Here is a 17,113-nt window from a genome sequence, read left to right as displayed (position 1 = left end):
GCGGCTTCAAGTTTAAACTCGGGGCTAAATGTTCTTCTACTGCGTTTTGTCATTGCGTCACCTGTTAACTTCTGAGGCGATGATATCACCTCTTATCAGGTGGCCAAATTAACTATGCCACTACACTGAACCTTTTTAAAAGATGAAGTTAATATAGAAGAAGAGAAATAAACCATTTAGTGGCCAATCCGCAAACCTTCTAACACAGGTCGACCTAGATCATCACAAGTATAAGATGATAAAGCCGGCCTAGCTTGTCGCTTAGCAGCAATAGAAGTAAGAAGAGCACTAGTGAATTGCTCCCCTTTTTTTGTATTCCCATAAACTCTAACATATTGGCCATTGCTGCTATCTTGGCTACAGTGTGATACTGTCACAGGCTTCTCAAACATGACATAAACTCTTCCACCATCATCTTCACCTTCATAAATAATTTCATCAACGTAAAGCCACTCCCCCCATAAATTGTTCGATATACTCGACGCTGAGGCATTAATTGAAGTAAGCATTAAAAGCGCAGTGATAATTAGTCTCATAGATTGCCACCAAAAAAAGTAAAGAAAATTAGACAGAAGAGGCTACCACTTGCTTAGATTAATATGCAATGAATCAACTTTGCCTCATATCACGCTTTCTCATTTAAATTTATCGAAATAAAAAATAAATCAAAAATACCAATATATTTGCAATCAATAAGAACAGTTATATGCTTATAGCTATATTTGTTACGATATATTACAAACAAAATGCAAGCCAAGGCATTGGCTTGGTCCTGCCAGATCAAATTTTAAAACACTAAAATTCAATGTGTCACGCCCTTCTGTTGGAACCTTCTAGACGGAGGTTTTATATATGCTCGAATCAACTAATTATCGACACTAATTGATTAGAAATCATTAGGCTATTAAACGAACAGCTCTTACTATTTATACTCTTAACTAAAAAGGTTTGGGGCATTTCTGTGTTACACGGCCTGCCAGGACACCTCTAGACAGAATGTGTTGATTCCGAGCCTTCCTATTTTCATCCCCCCTAACCTCAAACGTACTTCTATCAATATTGGTATATTTACACCGAACAACACCGTATCAACCTATTAACTGCTCATTTGTACGTTAGAAAGTGCGCAACTTTGGTCATGTAAACCATTCAACCCAACCATACTATGTTCACACCTTCTGAATTGAGACAAATTTACCCGATGACAAGAGCTAACAAGCGCCGAGAACAGCAAATTCAAACTGTCTGTCAGTACATAGATACCCACCTTGACCAAGCGTTGAGCTTAGAGCAACTGAGCCAGATTGCTATTTGTTCCAAATATCATTTTCAGCGAGTGTTCTCTGCATTTATGGGGATTAGTGCTACGCAATATGTGCTGCTTGCAAGGCTTAAACGAGCGTCATTTCGTTTAGCATTTGAAAAGAACATAACGGTCACAACTATCGCTTTTATTGAGCATCAAGGAAACCCCAAAGAGTTTTTGAAACGGCAGCTAAGTTCATTGAATGGCGAAAATCGACAGGGCTTTCGCCAATAAAAACTAGCCAAACCTTTGGTATTCCTTATGTAGACCCAAGCCAAGTGCTAGAGGAAGAACTTCGATTTGATATCTGCGGCAGCCATATCGGAGAAGTGCCAGAAAACCCTTTTGGCGTAAAAGCAGGTTTTACTCCAGCTGGGCGTTGTGCAATGGTATTACATAAAGGAAGTCATAATACGATTCTCCACAAAGCCATTGTTTGATACCCAGCAACTTATAAAGCTGTTTGAGCAGGCTCAATCCATGAGTTGCGATCTTGTCTTTTCGACTTCCGGTGAGCCATTTTCCTCGGCGTGATACTCAAACAGCTTCGTTGAGCCCTTTCCTCCTCATAAGGTATGGGCTGGTAGCCTTTGTTACAGCAGCAACAGTTTGGCCGTGCCGAGGAAGGCGAAGAAGCCGACCACGTCGGTAACCGTGGTGAGGATCACCGAGCCGGCCAGCGCGGGGTCAAGCTTGAGCTTGTCGAGCACGACAGGGATCAACACCCCGAACAGGGCGGCGGTGATGATATTGACCACGATGCCGACCGAGATAATCGCGCCGATCATCGGTGACTGGAACCACAGCCCCGCCATTAATCCGATCAATACTGCCCACAGCACGCCGTTGAGAAAACCTATGCCCAACTCATTGTGTAGCAGCGAGCGGCGGTTACCGGCGGTGACCTGATTAAGCGCCATACCGCGGATCATCAGGGTCAGGGTCTGGCTGCCGGCTATGCCGCCCATTGAGGCGACAATTGGCATCAGGATCGCAAGGGCCACGACCTGGGCAATGACATCTTCAAACAGGCTAATAGTGATCGACGCCAGTACGGCGGTGAGGAGGTTGATGCCGAGCCACACCGCACGCTTCTTGGCGCTTTTGGTGATCGGGGCGAACAGATCGTCCTCTTCGCTCATACCGGCATTGGCCATCAAGGTACTTTCGTAGTTCTCGCGCATCAGCTCCATGGCAAGGTGGGTATCAATTTCGCCTATCAGTGCGAAGTTCTCGTCAACAATCGGTAGGCTGAATTGCTGGCTGTGCTCGACAGCCTCTACCGCTTCGGTGAGCGAGGCGTCATCTTCCAGTACCAAGCAGTCGGTATTGGCCAGATTGCTCAATTTGGTCAGTGGCTCGGCTTCGTTCAGCTGCTGGTAGTTAATGGTACCGACAAACTTGGTATCGCGGGTGACCACATAAATTGAAGCCGGATACTGGTAACCGTAACGCTCCAGTAATACCTTGGCCCTTTTGGCAGAGATCCCCTGCGGCAGCGAAAGTACCTTGGGGTTGGCGTAGCGGCCGATTTGATCGTCATCGTACTGGTTGGCCCGGTCAAACAGCTCGATGTCTTCTTTGCTGAGTTTTCCGATGGCCCGTTCGATGATCTCTTCCGGCAGCGAGTCGGCCCATTCAATCAGGGAGAGGTTATCGAGCTGGCCGAGTACCAAATCCAGCTCGGTATCACTGAGTGACTGGATCACCCACTCACGCGTGTCAGCACGCATGGCGGTGAGCACATCGACGTGATCATTGAGGGGTAGCTGGCGCCAGAGCTCCATACGTTGATCAAGGGGCAGTGCCTCGAACAAGGTGGCAAAGGCGCCGGCTTCTAGTTGTTGGATCTCGGGTTCATTGAATATTTGACGCTGTTCGTCGGTATCTGCGGCGGAGATGCGCTCAATGAGCAGGCTTAGATCAACGGTGTTGCTCATGCAGGTTTCCTTGTTGCAAACGCTAGCAGCCAGTGGCTGAGCGTGTTGTTATTGTCGTTATTTTTCTATAAGAGTATGGGTTTCGGTTTTGTCGGTCAATTGTGATATCGCTAACTGTTGCTGTTATGAAATCAGGCTAGTTTATTGATAATGCGTTTGTTGTTGGTTAGGAGATGGATAATGGATAAACAGCACATTCCTGAAGCGCTCTACGATGATGCCCTGGAGTACTTTGGTGACCGAGCGAAAGCCGATGATTGGTTACAGACGGAAAATATTGCACTGGGTTTGGTAAGTCCGGCTTACTTATGCCGCACGGAGGAGGGACTTCGGCAAGTGACAGATCTTTTAAACCGTCTCAAAGAAACCGGTCATATCTAGCGCCTGGAGCGATGGAGAAAAATCGTGAAAGGCTGGGTGATAGAGGTCAGCCTTCATGAGAAAAGCTAATAGAATACTCAGTACAGTCATCTTGATATACCTTGTAATAGCGTGTAATAGATAAAAATTTCTCTCGAGTTATATTTTTATAAGCAAGTTGCATGATAGAAAACTATCTAGTGTGATCCTATGTACAAAAATGATTTTTTTCTATACGTGTCAACAAATGCAATATTAAACTTTCAAAGCTACATGCTCGATAACGGTGATTTTAATTGATAATTAAGTCGTTTAGAAATTTAAAATTGCTTGAGTTTTAATTTGAAGTCATAACACTTTTTACGAGGGAAATATTATGTCACAGACAGAGACGTTAGATAAAAGTGTAGGTTCATCTGTTAACTCCGCAATGGATACACTAACGGCGCAGTGGTATAACGCCATGGTAACCGGGTTAGGATTAGACCCGAACCAGTTCCAGTTATATCAAGGTCCCAATTCTATGATGAGCACATCCCAGGATATGTGGAATGTGTTCAACGCGGTACCACCCAAATCAATTAACAACTATTATAACCCAAATCAGACAAATAACTTTTCATCAGCCTATAACTTGATCCTAGAGGCACTTGTTCCTGCCTCTAACTCGAGTTTCCAGAACTGCATGGGGGATTATTATGGCAAATGGAATAGTTATTTCGAGAACCATGATCCTGCAGAGTGGACAGCTCAAGGCGTTTCTGATCTGTTTAACTCATGGGCGATGAGAAATGCTCCCGGGAAAGCTGGTTGCGTAACCGGTCTGACCAATATTTACATCAATCCGGTTGATATCGCGGTTAAAAAGTTTGCCTCGGCTGGTGGGAAATATGCCTGGAATAAAACGGCAGATCAGTTAAAGTCGGCTTTAGCCGGTGGGGCACAGAAGAGTTTTACCCTCGACTCTCAAACAACAAGCAGCGATGTTAAGCATACTTGGGCGGGTGGCAATACCTCCGTATTTTTTGATATTTTTTCATTTGGTGGCGGCGGTAAGTATGACAAGCTTACCACCAAAACTACCTCTGCCGGTGTAAAGATTGATGCGGAGTTCCAGAAGGTGACGACATTTACAGCCGGGCCATTGGCTGTTAATAATCCGAACGATCCAATATTGACAGACTTCAAAGCATGGTATGAAAGTTCAGCGCTAGCAAAGGCCTATGCCACCAAAGATAATACGGTTTGGAACAACCAAAGTTCGACCACGTGGGATAAAGCCTTCGGTTCAGATGGCTTCCTCCAGCGGCTTACCTCTTCGCTCATTGTGGCAGACGGTGTAACGATTACTATGACGTCCAACGCCAGTTATGACACTTCTGAGCGCACGGAAATAGAAGCGGCGGCAAAAGCGGGTATTTGGCCATTCTTTAGCGTATCAGGCCAAGGGGGGACAACGACCGAGGTGAAATTCAACGATCAAGGTAATTTCACCATTACCACGAAGATTGCTTTGGGCAACCCTCAGGTTCTGGGTGTCCTGCAATCTCCTATGTCAGCTATTTTTTCGTAGGATAGATGTGCACCATAATATCTGAATGATTAAAGGCTTCTTTTGTGAAGCCTTTATGTTTTTAGAATATCGATATGAAGTGAAAAATTATATGAATTACTTCTGAAAAGGTGCCTAACTATGGATAAAACCAAGCTGGTTATTTTTATATTAGCTCTGTGGTTACCGATATACGCATCGGCCAGAGCGGATATAAATGAAAACGATTTACAGAGAATAGGGTTGGAGTACTGGCATAGTCAATTGGCTGAAATAGTATCCGTGACCTCTAATGAAATTAAAATATCCCAAGGTATTATGTCGTTAGGCCATGACTCATATCAGCTTTGGAGTGTATTTGATGCCATGGCAAATTATGAAAGTGAGCTTTATTACAATCCCTCTCAATATAACAGCTTTTCTTCGGACTATGGTGATAAGTTATATAACTTACCCGTTGAATCCGTCAGCAGTGAGCGGTGTGATCTAGACAAGGCGGTTATTCGCTATGACAAGAGTGATGGAATTTACGCATGGAGTAAAACACTTGATCAACTCAATGATGAGTTGCTTAATAGTCAGGGCTTGAAATATACCTCCAGCAAGACCTTTGGTAATGAAAGTAATCCCAACGATCAGGCATCTTATACGGTTAAAGTCGACGTGGACTATGAGCAGTTCATCGTGTTTTACGCCGAGCCCTATGGCAGCGATATACACAATACACAATTACAGGGCTATACCCCTTGGTATAGCCCTTGTGTTTTACCATATGCACTCAGTCAAAAACAGGATGAAAAAGAATCAAGACTAAACCAAACGACTGCCCTTGTTGTCGCCAATAAGGGTAAGCAGTGTGTATCTATCCTTAACCCTGCACAAGTCCATCATGATTGCACCACGCTTTCTGTTCCCGCAATCATCGCCGTCATCACTGTCCCCCTAGTGGATCTGTATGCTCAGACCCCTTGACCGCAATTGTGTACTATAGACCTTGGCGAGCAGCCCCGGCTTTGTAATGGGGATGCATCTTTTTCATCAGCAAGCTATCAATGCTGAGACGACCGGCGCCCGAAGCCAGCAGCGAGACCGACATCGCCAGCAGGGACAAGCCAAACTCGTATCCGCCATTGGACATGAACAGACCGTTATCCAAGTGCACGGTAACAATCGCAACCACCATGGTGACAGCCAGTACCAGCGCAGTTGGCCGGGTGAGTAGCCCAAGTAGAATGAACAAGCCACCGAAGAATTCCGCGCTACCGGCCATCAGTGCCATTACAAAGCCGGGCTCTAGACCAATGGAGGCCATCCATTGACCAGTGCCCTCAAGGCCGTAACCGCCAAACCAGCCGAAAAGTTTCTGGGCACCGTGGGCCATGAAAATGATCCCTGCCGGAACGCGCAAAGCAAGAGGGGCGAAACTGGCTGATGACGAGAGTGTTTTGTTGATTAATGTGTTCATGATGCTGTCCTCGAATCTGTCGGCAAACCCTAGTGTCGGGTAACTGTACTGTGTTGTTGGGTACAGAATAGGCAGCTTTGGTTAAGAACAACATCAGGCTAACTTGAGCTTATCGTTCAAAAAATTCGAATGAACTAACTGGTAAAGTCTTAACTTCAAGCAATATGTTGTTAAAACTTAAAATTAATTCCCATCAAGTAATGATTGCTGCTAATGCTACGGGGCAGTTCGATACGCTGGTACTCTGCGCTGATACCGAAATGCTTGCCAAGGGCGAGTTCGGTGCCGAGGGCAATATACGGAGAGAATCCACGTTCGGTACGGGTGTGCCAGTTATCCTTACTCTTGCGGGTATCAATCTCAACGGCGGCGTAGTTAATGCCGCCTCGGGCATAGATATTGGTAAAGCGTGTTAGCGGATATTCTGCTTTAATTCCCAATAACCCGCCGCTATAGCTTGAAATGGAATGGGTTAGGCCAAGCGAGCCGATATAGCTCAGTCCGCCGCTGTTGGCAAAGTAGCCGGTGTCGAGAGAGAAATACGGGTTGAAGTGGTAGTTATAACCGAGCTCGAAGGTCAAGCCAGCATCGATGTCACTATAGTTACGGCTTGTCATCGTGCCCCCGCCGAAGCGCACCCCTATTTCATGGTTGATTGTTTGGCCTGTGGCATAGCTATACATTGGGCACAGAAGAACAATAACTGGGATCAGTTTTCTCATAAAATACACTGTTTTATTGGTTTGGGCGGATTGTAGCGATGAGGCGGCAGGAGCTCAATGGGTCGGTACAAAGTCATACAGTGTTACTAGAGGCAGGTAACTGACGTGTTTATATGTTTTACATGGTTTAGGGCACGCTTTTATCCGTGCAGTCAATGGTTGTCAGCGTGGTGAAGCAAGAGTCGTCTCAAAAGTGAGAGTTGAGCTAATATTAATGTAGTTGTGCCAGTTTTGGTTAAGGAAGCTATGGCTATGATGGATACAGATACACTACTTATCTGTATCTACTTGCTAGAATTTGACTCGCTAATTGTGTCTAGATTTGGACACTCGCAAATTTCGCTCAGCCTCGGCTGGGCATTTTTATTTCTGCCCTTCCAATTTCACCAAGTCACCTCGGCTGAGCTTTATCTCTGTATTACTTGTTACTGATCGCTTTACGGGTAAAACCTTGGTTTTCATCCAGTAGTGAAGCGGCTTGGCAGGCATCGACGCCAGCCAACAGCATGACAATCGCTGTCTTGCAGTGGCCGTTGCAGGCCGCAAGTGCGTCAATAGCTTCTTCTCGGCTGCACTCTGCAGCCGCCATCACAATATTCTTCTGCCGCTCGACCAGCTTGGCGTTGGTGGCTTCGACATCTACCATCAAGTTGCCATAGACCTTGCCGGTTTTGATCATCGCGCCGGTGGTTAGCATGTTGAGGATCAGTTTCTGTGCTGTGCCTGCTTTCAGGCGTGATGATCCGGTGACGATTTCAGGCCCAACAACCGGGGTGATAGCGATATCGGCAGCTTGGCTCATCGGGCTCTGCGGGTTGCAGCTGATACACGCCACGGTTGCGCCAACGGACTTGGCATAGTCCATCGCGCCAAGTACATAGGGTGTCCGGCCACTGGCGGCAATACCGACCAAGACATCTTTGCTGCTGAAATCCAGTGCTTGCAGATCGCCAGCCCCTATTTCACGGTTGTCCTCGGCATTTTCAACGGCTTTGAGAATGGCTTTATGGCCACCGGCAATAAGCCCTACCACTTGTTCTGGCTTGCTGCCGAAAGTGGGTGGGCACTCACTCGCATCCAGAATACCGAGGCGCCCAGAAGTACCTGCGCCACTGTAGATGAGCCTGCCGCCTTGCATAAAGGCATCGGCAATGGCATCGACCGCCCGGGCGATATCAGGAAGTACCGCTTCGACGGCTAGCGCGACTTTCTGATCTTCCTGATTGATGACGCTTAGCATATCGATGGTTGATAGTGTATCAATCTCGGCACTGGCACTGTTGCGGCTTTCAGTCACCATCTTGGTCAAATCAATTTTCATTCTGGGGTCCGTTGTAATGAGGTACCACTATCTTAAGTTATGACAAGGCTCGGAGCTAGGCACGACTGAGATTTGGCCTGCAAGATAGTATTAAGTATCATTTGAAATATATCTTTATGGGGCGCATTGCTATAACATGTATTTAAAAGTTTTGTTTTTGGTGCGCTATCACCCGCCTCATAAGGAAGTACACAATAATGAATTTTAAAATGACGTTTGCACTGATTTTCGCCATGGCCCTGTCATTGTCGATGATTGCCCCGTTGCTGATTTTTGCGCAGTAACATTGTTCATTCACTGCCGGTAGCCCACCGGCAGTTTATTGTTGTTCTTTCCTGCTTCCCCTTCCTGCATTGGCACAAACGTTACTAAGAGTACTGCTCGAATACGTCTTATTGATTGATATAAAAACACTATTGGCCTGTGCCATAATTATCCATTGCTGACATTTCTTGTTTGGATAAACATCAATGCATAACAAAAATCTGATACGAGCACTGGCTGGCCCTTTCATGGTGCTGGCTCTAAGTGCATGCAGTACCAATTACGTCGATAGCTATGTCGCGGCCAACGACTGGCAGTCGCTGGGCGAGCAAGATGCGCTCAAGGGCCACCGGGTGAGGGATCTCTCTTCGTTGGCAAACGGCGACTTATTGGCAGCGCAACAAAAATACAGCGTCGGTTATGAAATGGGCCGCGCTGAATACTGTGACGTCGACAAGGCGTGGCAACTGGGCAAGTCAGGCCAAAACTATTTCGGTATCTGCGACGGGTTGCCACATGGCAATGAATTTAGGCAGCAGTACCAGTATGGCCATGATGCTTTTGTGATAGAGATGGAGCGGGAAAGCTCGGCAAACGGGTTTGGCTTTGGCTATTAGAGATGCTGAAGAAACAACGTTGATTGTTTGACTGTTGACCTGTCCATAGCTTCATAGTTTAAGGTGACGACTTCATTGCATAGGGCTTGGCCATGTATCGGATTTCAGAATTAGCAGAGCAAGTGGGGCTGTCGCGCTCCACCTTGCTGTACTACGAGAAGCTGGGCTTGATTGCCGGTAAGCGGCTCGACAACGGTTACCGTAGTTATAGCGAGCGGGATCTGCAACGCTTAAAACTGTTGCAACAGTTGCAGGCTGGTGGGCTGACGCTCAAAGAGTGCCAGGCCTGCCTCGAGGCCAAGGTTGACCGCGAACTATTGCTAAACCGCATGCACCAGCTAGAAGAAGAGATTGCCCACAAACAACAGTCTCGTGATTTGTTGGCGGCGATGCTGGGTGAATCTGAGCTGACAGCATGGCATCAGTCGTTGGAGCAGGCTGCCCCTGATGCACATTTGGATTGGTTAATGAAACAGGGCTTTGATGAGAAGCAGGCCCTGAGACTGAAGTGGTTATCAAAAGACATGAATACACACGAACAATATATGGCGGACTTCAACACGATATTTGAAAGCCTGGATCGCTGGGGACCGGGCTTGGAGGCCGAAACCATCAAAGCCTTCAACCTGCTGCCAACTGTGCCACAGACAATCTTGGAGATCGGGTGTGGTCAGGGCATTGCAACGACAGTGCTTGCGAACCAGTCCGATGCGGTGATCACTGCGGTCGACAACCATGAAGACGCCCTTAGCAGGCTGCGAGAGCGCGTGGATGAGGCGGGTGTCGAAGGGAAGGTGATTACCCAGTGTGCCAGCATGACCGATTTGCCATTTGCTGATGCCAGCTTCGAGGTGATCTGGGCCGAGGGCTGCGCCTATATCATGGGGGTCAACAACGCCCTCAAGCAGTGGCGGCGCTTACTGAAAAGCGGGGGGGTACTGGTGCTGAGTGATCTGGTATGGCATAGCGACAACCCAAGTGCACAAAGGCAGGCGTTCTGGAATAAGGAATACCCGGACATGACCACGGTTGAAGAGCGTATCAAACAGGCGCAGGCTGCAGGCTACCAAGTGCTTGAGAGCTTTACCCTGAGCGACGAGGCATGGCAGGCGTATTTCTTGCCACTCCAGAAACGGGTTAATGAGCTCAAAGAGAGCATGGCCGAGTCGCAGGCGATCAAGGATATCCAGGCCGAATTGGATATCTATCACCAGGGGTTCGAGCAGTTCGGCTACCAGGTGTTTATCCTGCAAAATAGATAACGCGTAGACTTCTTACCCCATTGGTGGTTCTTAGACGTTAAGCAACAGGCTTCGAATATCGAAGCCTGTTGCTTTTAGTCGTTCAAGGTTTAACGCGGCTTCGACAATCAGCGTCTGCACTGCGGTTTTTCGGATGCGTTGAATTTGAGAGATATCGACTATCAGGATTTAATTTGCGGCAAAACAGATTAGTTCTGGTTGCCGAAGTTGTAGTGGATGAAGCAAACCGCTCCAGAGATCAGAGTACTGAGTGAAAAAATAACAAATCCCATACGTTTCTCCTTTCCAGCTTATAAAGCTATGTAACTTGAAAACATCATGGCATATCAAGATCTGGGCTGATAGAGATGCAGTTATCACTTTTGATAGATTGGTCATTAATGATTGGTCCGGGATCACAGTATTCGATATTTTCCACTAGGCTGGCGCAAGGATTGTCGCTCTTAGTGGCGTTTTATCTCATGTGGTGGCGAAATTGTGACTTTATCCTGCTGTTTAATCGGCCTATAACCCACTCTGTATCAACATGATGGCGGCAATGAGTCTCTACACGTTTTGCACTAAGCTGCTTGGCTAGTTTTCGCTGGCAAGGAAAGCGGTTGGCTTTAAGCACGCAGCTGATGCTGTAGGCTTTTTGTATGCCTATTGTGGAAATATTAAAGGATTATAATTACTTACAATAAGGGGATTCTAAGCCCTACCTAATTTGTGTAACGTGTGTTTTTTTGAATATCCCGACCCATTCATCGAACGCTTGAGTGTCGCTGTCATGGAATTTGTTTATTATTGGCTTAAGGGCAACTCTTTATGAAGCACCGCCTACTCCTTTCTCTTTTTTTGCTTCACCTCAGTGCACCGGCAACGTCTTCCAACCTCGTGTCGCAATTTGTTGAGAATGCGAAAACAGCGGATGTTTTCAATGAGTTTTCATCCTACGCAGGGTTTGATTCAGAGCTGCTTCAACAGCACTACACCATGAACGCAAACCTGTGTATGGCGGAGATATCTCCTGTGACATTGGCGCAGTTAGACAAATGTGTTGATGGCCGCTTGCCGAAATCATTGCAGATATCACCAGATGTCTGGGAAGGATGGCTGGATATCAAGTATCTCGATGACAATATCGATAGCCTTCAACAGCAAATCGACAGGCTGCTGGAAAAAGAGAGCTTGTCGGCAGAGGAAGAGCGGCAATTGATTGTGCTTGAGGATGATCTCGATAGGCTATATGAAACCATTATGTAGTTATCGTGCTGACGCCAACAGTTCGGCCAGCGTCAAAGACGCTGACCTACAAGTGTTAGATGCTACTATTGCCGTGGTTTAATTCATCAAGCTCTTTGACTTGATTGCCTTTTTCGATAGCTCTTTGGCGAACTCGGCAATATCGGCTTCAATGGTCCGTACAGCCTGCTGCATTTCAGCCATATCAATGTTTTTGATTTCCCGCTGCTCCATCACGATGTCGCCATTGACGATAGTCGTGCTGACATTGCCTGGGTTGGCTTGGTACACCAAAGTCGCATACGGGTTGTAATTCGGCATCATATTCGGCGATTGGGTCTCGATAATGATGATATCGGCTTTCTTGCCGACTTCCAGCGAACCGATTTGGTCTTCCATGTGAAGTGCCCTTGCGCCACCGATGGTGGACAGCTCAATCACTTGCTCTGGGATCATAATGGTGCGGTCGTTATGCTTGAGGCGCTGCATGTTGGCGGTGTAACTCAAGGTGCGCCACAGATCGACCTGGTTCGAGCTCATCGGCCCGTCGGTGCCCAGTCCCAAGCGCAATCCCTGGCGATACATTTCCCATGCCGGGGCAATGCCGGTCGCTCCCTTGGCATTGGCCATCGGGTTGTGCGCTACGCTGGCTCCTGCTTCTTTGATGAGATCAATGTCATTTTGATCAAGGTGGATACCGTGGGCCAGCACCATGCGGTTATCCAGTACGCCGATTTCCTTCAGCCAGGCCACCGGACTGAGTTGCTGGTCATTGCCTTCGATACGCTCGGCCTCATTGCCGAATTCGGCAACGTGGATCAGCACAGGTGCATCCAGCTTGGCAGACAGACGGTTGATTTCCTGCAGCTTCTCTTTCGAGACGGTATAGACCGCATGTGGCGCGAAGGCTGGGGTGATCAGCGGATCGTTCTGGTACTCTTCGATAAATTGGGTGGCGTACTCAATACCGCCATATGGTTCGGGGGCATCGACCACCGGGAATTTAATCACAGTTTCACCGAGTACCGCACGGAGGCCGACTTCTTTGGTGGCACGGGCCATGTCATCAACGTGGTAGTACATGTCGGCATAGGTGGTTACACCGCTCTGGGCCAGATCAACCGCCCCCAGTTTGGTCGCCTGATAAATCAAATCGCGGCTTAGCTTCTCTTTTTCCAGTGGGAAGAAATAGGCAAACAGACGGTTTTCGATCCCTTCTTCACCCAAGCCGCGGAACGCGATCATAGGCAGGTGGTTATGGGTGTTGATCATCCCCGGCATGACAATGCCGTCTTCGGCATCGATAACCTTGGGAGCCTGATATCGGCTCAGTAAGCTTGCATCACCGACAGCGACGATGGTGTCGTTTTCGATGACGATAACACCATTTTCTATCACATCTTTTTCATCGTTGATGGTTAACACCTGGCCATTGGTAATGATCAGGCTGGCATTATACTGAGATTCGGCTTGGGGTTCGGCAACGGTTGAACAGCCTGCCAGTAGCAGGGCGGAAGTAATGATCGATATTCTGGTTTTCATTGTGACTTAGCGGACTGTTGAGAGAAGGCGCATGCATTCTAGGTATCAACATGCCGCGTGGCAATCGTTTGCTGTTTGTAGTGGGAGCCGATTCACGCGCAGAGATCGGTTCGTCATACTCGCACGTATAGTCTTATACCGAAGCTAAAGAGATAACTATGTTAATCGTATTTTATGATGGTTCGTGCCCATTATGTGCAAGAGAAATGGCGGCGCTGAAACGGTATGATGCTGACAGTGCGATTCTGCTTGAAGACATCCATCAGCCCGGTTTTATCGAGCGATTTCCGCAGATAGACCCAACAGCCGCGATGAAAATCCTTCATGGCGAGCTTGATGGCAAGCCATTATATGGCCTGGATGTCACTTATCATGCTTGGCGTTTGGTGGGAAAAAAGTGGCGGGTTGCGTTTCTGCGCTGGTGGTGGGTCAAGCCCATTGCCGACAGGGCCTACCTGTTCTTTGCCAAGCATCGGCAGGCGATCTCTAAGCTGTTTGTCCGCAGGTCTCGTTGCGATAATAACGTTTGCTACAAATAATTTTTGGCTTGTGAGCCCTTATTATCCAGTCCCAAGCAAGTTGGGTAATGCTCCGCTATAGGGAAATAAGTCATTGTATCTAGAAAAATTAGGAGCCATGATCATAGTGCTGGCTACACAGTAATAACCCCACCGGATGAAAATCTGGTGGGGTTTTCTCTTTGTGTAAACTAAACCTTAGCCAACCGCGACTTTCTCCTCAGCTTGTTGGATATTCACACTGTCGTTATTGAAGTCGATGATAATGGTGTCTTCTCTGGTGAATATTGTCAGCGTTTGGTTGCTACCGAGCTGATGGGCGATAGGCTGCTTCTCACAGCAAGAAATAATCAGGTGCTCTTTTTGCTCTTGTAACGTCCACTCTAGGTGGTACATGTGCTTACTGGCATCGGAGATCACTTTTTCATCGTGGGAGGTATCATTGTTATAGCCAAAAGATAGCTGTGGGCTGATTTGGTCATGGCTTGGCAAGCTAACTTGATAATTACGGCCTTGTCCTGCGAGGTTAACGTGCTGGCCATCAGCGAATACATCGAGTGGGGAATGCAACCGCCATTGGACTGTCTGCGCCTCGTGCAGCGAGATCTGATCGCAGATCAGTACTCCCTTGCCGTCCACCATCACAAGGGTACGGGTGAAGCGGCGGGTGCCCTCGTAGGCAAGTGCCAGCTCGAGCTGAACTAGGCTCCAACCCATGCCTTGCTCCTGGCGCAGTACCTTGGCAGTCGCAGCCTCGTTATCAAGGATTTGGCCTTTACCCATATCCTCGCCAAAAAGCGGTAAGTTGTGGGCCTGGGTGGTGCGGGTCCACTGGCTGTGGTGGCCGCTGCCAAATCGATAGCCGTAGCTGCCGCTTGGGGTCAGGATGCTTTCTCCGTCATCAAACAAGGCAATATTTCCCTGGTCGGCATGACGGTGGGAGCTGTTGCCAAATTGGCTAGCCCGGTAGTAAAGCGCCAGTTCATTGGTTTGCATTTTGCCAAGCCCGGCAAAGGCATAGTATTGGCTATAGACCGTATCGTAATGGGCTGTGGTTTGTACCTGAGGCTGAGTTGTTGGCGTTTTATTCTCTGCAAAGGCCAGCTGCTTAACCGTTGGGACGACATCCAGCAAATGCAGGTGGAACACCTCGATTTTCGCTTCTAGTTCCTTGCAGGTTTTACGGGCGTGTTCGTCACCGAAACGCTCGGCGTAGATCCGCAGCGGGTTCTGGGCAAAAAAGCCCGGCCACTCGCGGCCATCGCGCTTGCACCAGAAGCCATCACCGAACGGGTGGATATCTTGTTCGGGTGCCACAAAGTCCATCGCAAACTGGCAGTAGTTTTTGTAAAACGGGTGGTCATAGAAAGAGAACCCGCTTAGCCGTTCAACCGAAAGGAAGAAAGGGTGGTGCCACTTGCTGTAAGACGATGAGTAGAATGGCCCTTCAGCCCAGCTGCCGTCTTCGCCGCCATAAAATGGCAATACACTCTGGTAGATCATCAGGGCGTAGTTGAGCCAGCGCTCGCACACCTGCTCATCATATTCTTTATGGAGTGCCAGTGCTGCAACCCCAAGATAAGCAGGCAAACGGGAAGTGTGTGAATGGCCCGGGAACTGCTTGAATTGATCTTGCTCTAGGCGTTGTTCCATTTGATAGGCAATACGAACCAGCATCGGTTTGATAAAGTCTTTTTCGCTGTCGGTCAGCAGCGGCGCCAGCCAGTGATAAGCGAGATACAGGTTGCGGGCTAGGGATAGGCCGACCTCGTCGCCCCAGGTGCAAGGGCGCAATAGTGAAGCCGGGCCTTCCGGGCTCCATTCCGCCAGTCGTAACAACAGCTGTACCGCCAACTCACCATTTTCTTCCTCACCCCAGATTTTGTAGAGCAGGGTCAGGGCCATCAAATCGCGATCAATCCAGTTGCGCACGTTGGCAATGGCGGTGCGCTTTCCTTCTTCCTGGCCACGGCGGTAATGTGTCGGGTAGCTGATGGCATCAATATCAACTAGCTTCGCAGTGTTTTGGAATTTCTGATAAGACTGGGCTGAAAAATCACGAACGCTCGGGATATCCTGGTCAAAATACATTAAAAACTGCTGGTGCTTGCTGCACAACTCGAACAGCTCCTTGGCACTTGGCGGCAGGTATTTTTCGGTCTGGCTATCAATGGCAAACGTCATCCACTGCGAGGTGTTGTTGCAGGTATCCTGTACCCGCCAGCGGTATTGGCCAGAGGACAATAGGAACGGCAGGCGAAATGGCGAGCTGACATTCTCCCAGCGCCATTGCAGCTGCTTTTCGACATGCTCCAGTTCGATATTGTAGGTGGCTTGGTAGTCCGATTGCGGCCAGTTGAAGCTTGGTGGGTTAACCCGGGTTGGTTTGTTTTGCTCCGGGGTCACAAACTTTTGAAAATCATGGGTTCGGCGTAGAGACAACATATTACACCTCCTTGTTGTACCAAATATATTCGCCGCTTTGCGGATTTATCTCACCGATCTGTTTGGCAGGAGAGCCAGCCACAATCGCATGAGGGGCGACATCACGGGTAACGACTGCGTTGGCGCAGACCAAGGCTGACTTGCCAACGGTGACACCAGGCGTGATCACCACACCGGATGTCAGCCAAACGCCGTCTTCGATAATAACTTTGCCTTTTTCCAGGCAGGTGCGGTCGCTGAAGTGGCCGGAAGCGGGGTCGAATAAGTGATTGGATGCCACGATAGAGACATGCGGGCCAATCAACACGTTCTCGCCGATGGAGACGTCGCCGTTGATGTAGCTATACAGGCCGATATAACTGTTCTTGGCAATTTGGTTGTCGCCGATGCGGACGATAGCGCCCGGGGCAATGCGTACCCCTTCGTTTTGGAAGCCGAGGATTTGGGCACGGGTATTGTCATCCTCGAAGTTGTTGCTTTGGGTGGTGTAGAGCGTGAATTTTTTGAATTCTTCTTCGCTGAGCTCGCCCCCAAAACGTTGTTGTACTGACATGTTTGTCTCCCGAAAAGAGATA

The 17,113-nt window shown here is 48.3% G+C and carries 17 protein-coding genes; 9 read left to right on the top strand and 8 right to left on the bottom strand.

The annotated features are described in order from the left end of the window. Nucleotides 1-176: 176 nt before the first annotated feature. Nucleotides 177-536, bottom strand: a complete 360-nt coding sequence (locus tag C9J03_RS26490; RefSeq protein ID WP_146149085.1) for a hypothetical protein — start codon at nt 534-536, stop codon at nt 177-179. Nucleotides 537-1,201: 665 nt separating this feature from the next. Here C9J03_RS26490 and C9J03_RS27320 point away from each other — a divergent pair. After that, entirely contained in the window at nt 1,202-1,540 is a 339-nt protein-coding gene (locus C9J03_RS27320; protein ID WP_052829553.1) for a helix-turn-helix domain-containing protein, read from the top strand. Further along, nucleotides 1,504-1,746, top strand: a complete 243-nt coding sequence (locus tag C9J03_RS27315; RefSeq protein WP_420813012.1) for a GyrI-like domain-containing protein — start codon at nt 1,504-1,506, stop codon at nt 1,744-1,746. Before C9J03_RS27320 ends, C9J03_RS27315 begins: the two co-directional genes overlap by 37 nt. A gap of 153 nt (nt 1,747-1,899) precedes the next feature. Here the strand turns inward: C9J03_RS27315 and C9J03_RS15410 are convergent, their stop codons facing one another. Next, the gene (locus tag C9J03_RS15410) at nt 1,900-3,246 is read right to left on the bottom strand and encodes a magnesium transporter (RefSeq protein WP_044620466.1); all 1,347 of its coding nucleotides are present in this window, start codon (nt 3,244-3,246) and stop codon (nt 1,900-1,902) included. Between the two features lie 180 nt (nt 3,247-3,426). On the opposite strand from C9J03_RS15410, the gene C9J03_RS15405 reads away from it, so the two are divergent. From C9J03_RS15405 to C9J03_RS15395, 3 genes are all read left to right on the top strand, one after another. After that, the gene (locus C9J03_RS15405) at nt 3,427-3,627 is read left to right on the top strand and encodes an MbcA/ParS/Xre antitoxin family protein (protein WP_044620467.1); all 201 of its coding nucleotides are present in this window, start codon (nt 3,427-3,429) and stop codon (nt 3,625-3,627) included. 355 nt (nt 3,628-3,982) lie between these two features. Then, nucleotides 3,983-5,179, top strand: a complete 1,197-nt coding sequence (locus C9J03_RS15400; RefSeq protein ID WP_044620468.1) for a hypothetical protein — start codon at nt 3,983-3,985, stop codon at nt 5,177-5,179. A gap of 120 nt (nt 5,180-5,299) precedes the next feature. Then, on the top strand, nt 5,300-6,130 hold the full coding sequence (locus tag C9J03_RS15395) for a hypothetical protein (protein ID WP_044620469.1): 831 nt from the start codon (nt 5,300-5,302) through the stop codon (nt 6,128-6,130). Nucleotides 6,131-6,143: 13 nt separating this feature from the next. On the opposite strand, the gene C9J03_RS15390 is transcribed toward C9J03_RS15395, so the two are convergent. The 3 genes from C9J03_RS15390 to murQ form a co-directional block, all read right to left on the bottom strand. After that, nucleotides 6,144-6,623, bottom strand: coding sequence for a DoxX family protein (locus C9J03_RS15390; protein WP_044620470.1), 480 nt, complete (start codon nt 6,621-6,623; stop codon nt 6,144-6,146). Nucleotides 6,624-6,793: 170 nt separating this feature from the next. Next, nucleotides 6,794-7,345: a porin family protein gene (locus tag C9J03_RS15385; RefSeq protein ID WP_044620471.1), complete on the bottom strand. Its 552-nt coding sequence runs from the start codon at nt 7,343-7,345 to the stop codon at nt 6,794-6,796. Nucleotides 7,346-7,763: 418 nt separating this feature from the next. Beyond that, a complete protein-coding gene (murQ, locus tag C9J03_RS15380; RefSeq protein ID WP_044620472.1) occupies nt 7,764-8,666 on the bottom strand; it encodes an N-acetylmuramic acid 6-phosphate etherase in 903 nt (300 codons plus the stop codon). A 470-nt stretch (nt 8,667-9,136) separates the two neighbouring features. Between murQ and C9J03_RS15375 the strand changes: the two genes are divergently transcribed. The 3 genes from C9J03_RS15375 to C9J03_RS15365 all read left to right on the top strand — a co-directional run bounded on the left by C9J03_RS15375 (nt 9,137) and on the right by C9J03_RS15365 (nt 12,054). Then, nucleotides 9,137-9,547, top strand: coding sequence for a DUF2799 domain-containing protein (locus C9J03_RS15375; protein ID WP_052829554.1), 411 nt, complete (start codon nt 9,137-9,139; stop codon nt 9,545-9,547). Between the two features lie 92 nt (nt 9,548-9,639). Continuing rightward, nucleotides 9,640-10,809 carry a MerR family transcriptional regulator gene (locus C9J03_RS15370; RefSeq protein ID WP_044620473.1) on the top strand — a complete coding sequence of 390 codons (1,170 nt, stop codon included), beginning with the start codon at nt 9,640-9,642 and terminating at the stop codon, nt 10,807-10,809. 807 nt (nt 10,810-11,616) lie between these two features. After that, a complete protein-coding gene (locus C9J03_RS15365) occupies nt 11,617-12,054 on the top strand; it encodes a hypothetical protein (protein WP_044620474.1) in 438 nt (145 codons plus the stop codon). A gap of 78 nt (nt 12,055-12,132) precedes the next feature. Here the strand turns inward: C9J03_RS15365 and C9J03_RS15360 are convergent, their stop codons facing one another. Beyond that, nucleotides 12,133-13,575, bottom strand: coding sequence for an amidohydrolase (locus C9J03_RS15360; RefSeq protein ID WP_044620475.1), 1,443 nt, complete (start codon nt 13,573-13,575; stop codon nt 12,133-12,135). A gap of 152 nt (nt 13,576-13,727) precedes the next feature. Between C9J03_RS15360 and C9J03_RS15355 the strand changes: the two genes are divergently transcribed. Further along, the gene (locus tag C9J03_RS15355) at nt 13,728-14,114 is read left to right on the top strand and encodes a thiol-disulfide oxidoreductase DCC family protein (protein ID WP_044620476.1); all 387 of its coding nucleotides are present in this window, start codon (nt 13,728-13,730) and stop codon (nt 14,112-14,114) included. Between the two features lie 177 nt (nt 14,115-14,291). Here C9J03_RS15355 and C9J03_RS15350 read toward each other — a convergent pair whose 3' ends face one another. Together C9J03_RS15350 and C9J03_RS15345 are read right to left on the bottom strand one after the other, a co-directional pair. Further along, nucleotides 14,292-16,538, bottom strand: coding sequence for a heparinase II/III domain-containing protein (locus tag C9J03_RS15350; RefSeq protein ID WP_044620477.1), 2,247 nt, complete (start codon nt 16,536-16,538; stop codon nt 14,292-14,294). Between the two features lies 1 nt (nt 16,539). Further along, nucleotides 16,540-17,091 carry an acyltransferase gene (locus C9J03_RS15345; RefSeq protein WP_044620478.1) on the bottom strand — a complete coding sequence of 184 codons (552 nt, stop codon included), beginning with the start codon at nt 17,089-17,091 and terminating at the stop codon, nt 16,540-16,542. Nucleotides 17,092-17,113 lie beyond the last annotated feature (22 nt).

Source organism: Photobacterium gaetbulicola, assembly GCF_003025515.1.
Classification (GTDB): Bacteria; Pseudomonadota; Gammaproteobacteria; order Enterobacterales; family Vibrionaceae; genus Photobacterium; species Photobacterium gaetbulicola.
This window is presented reverse-complemented; position numbering and strand designations above follow the sequence as displayed.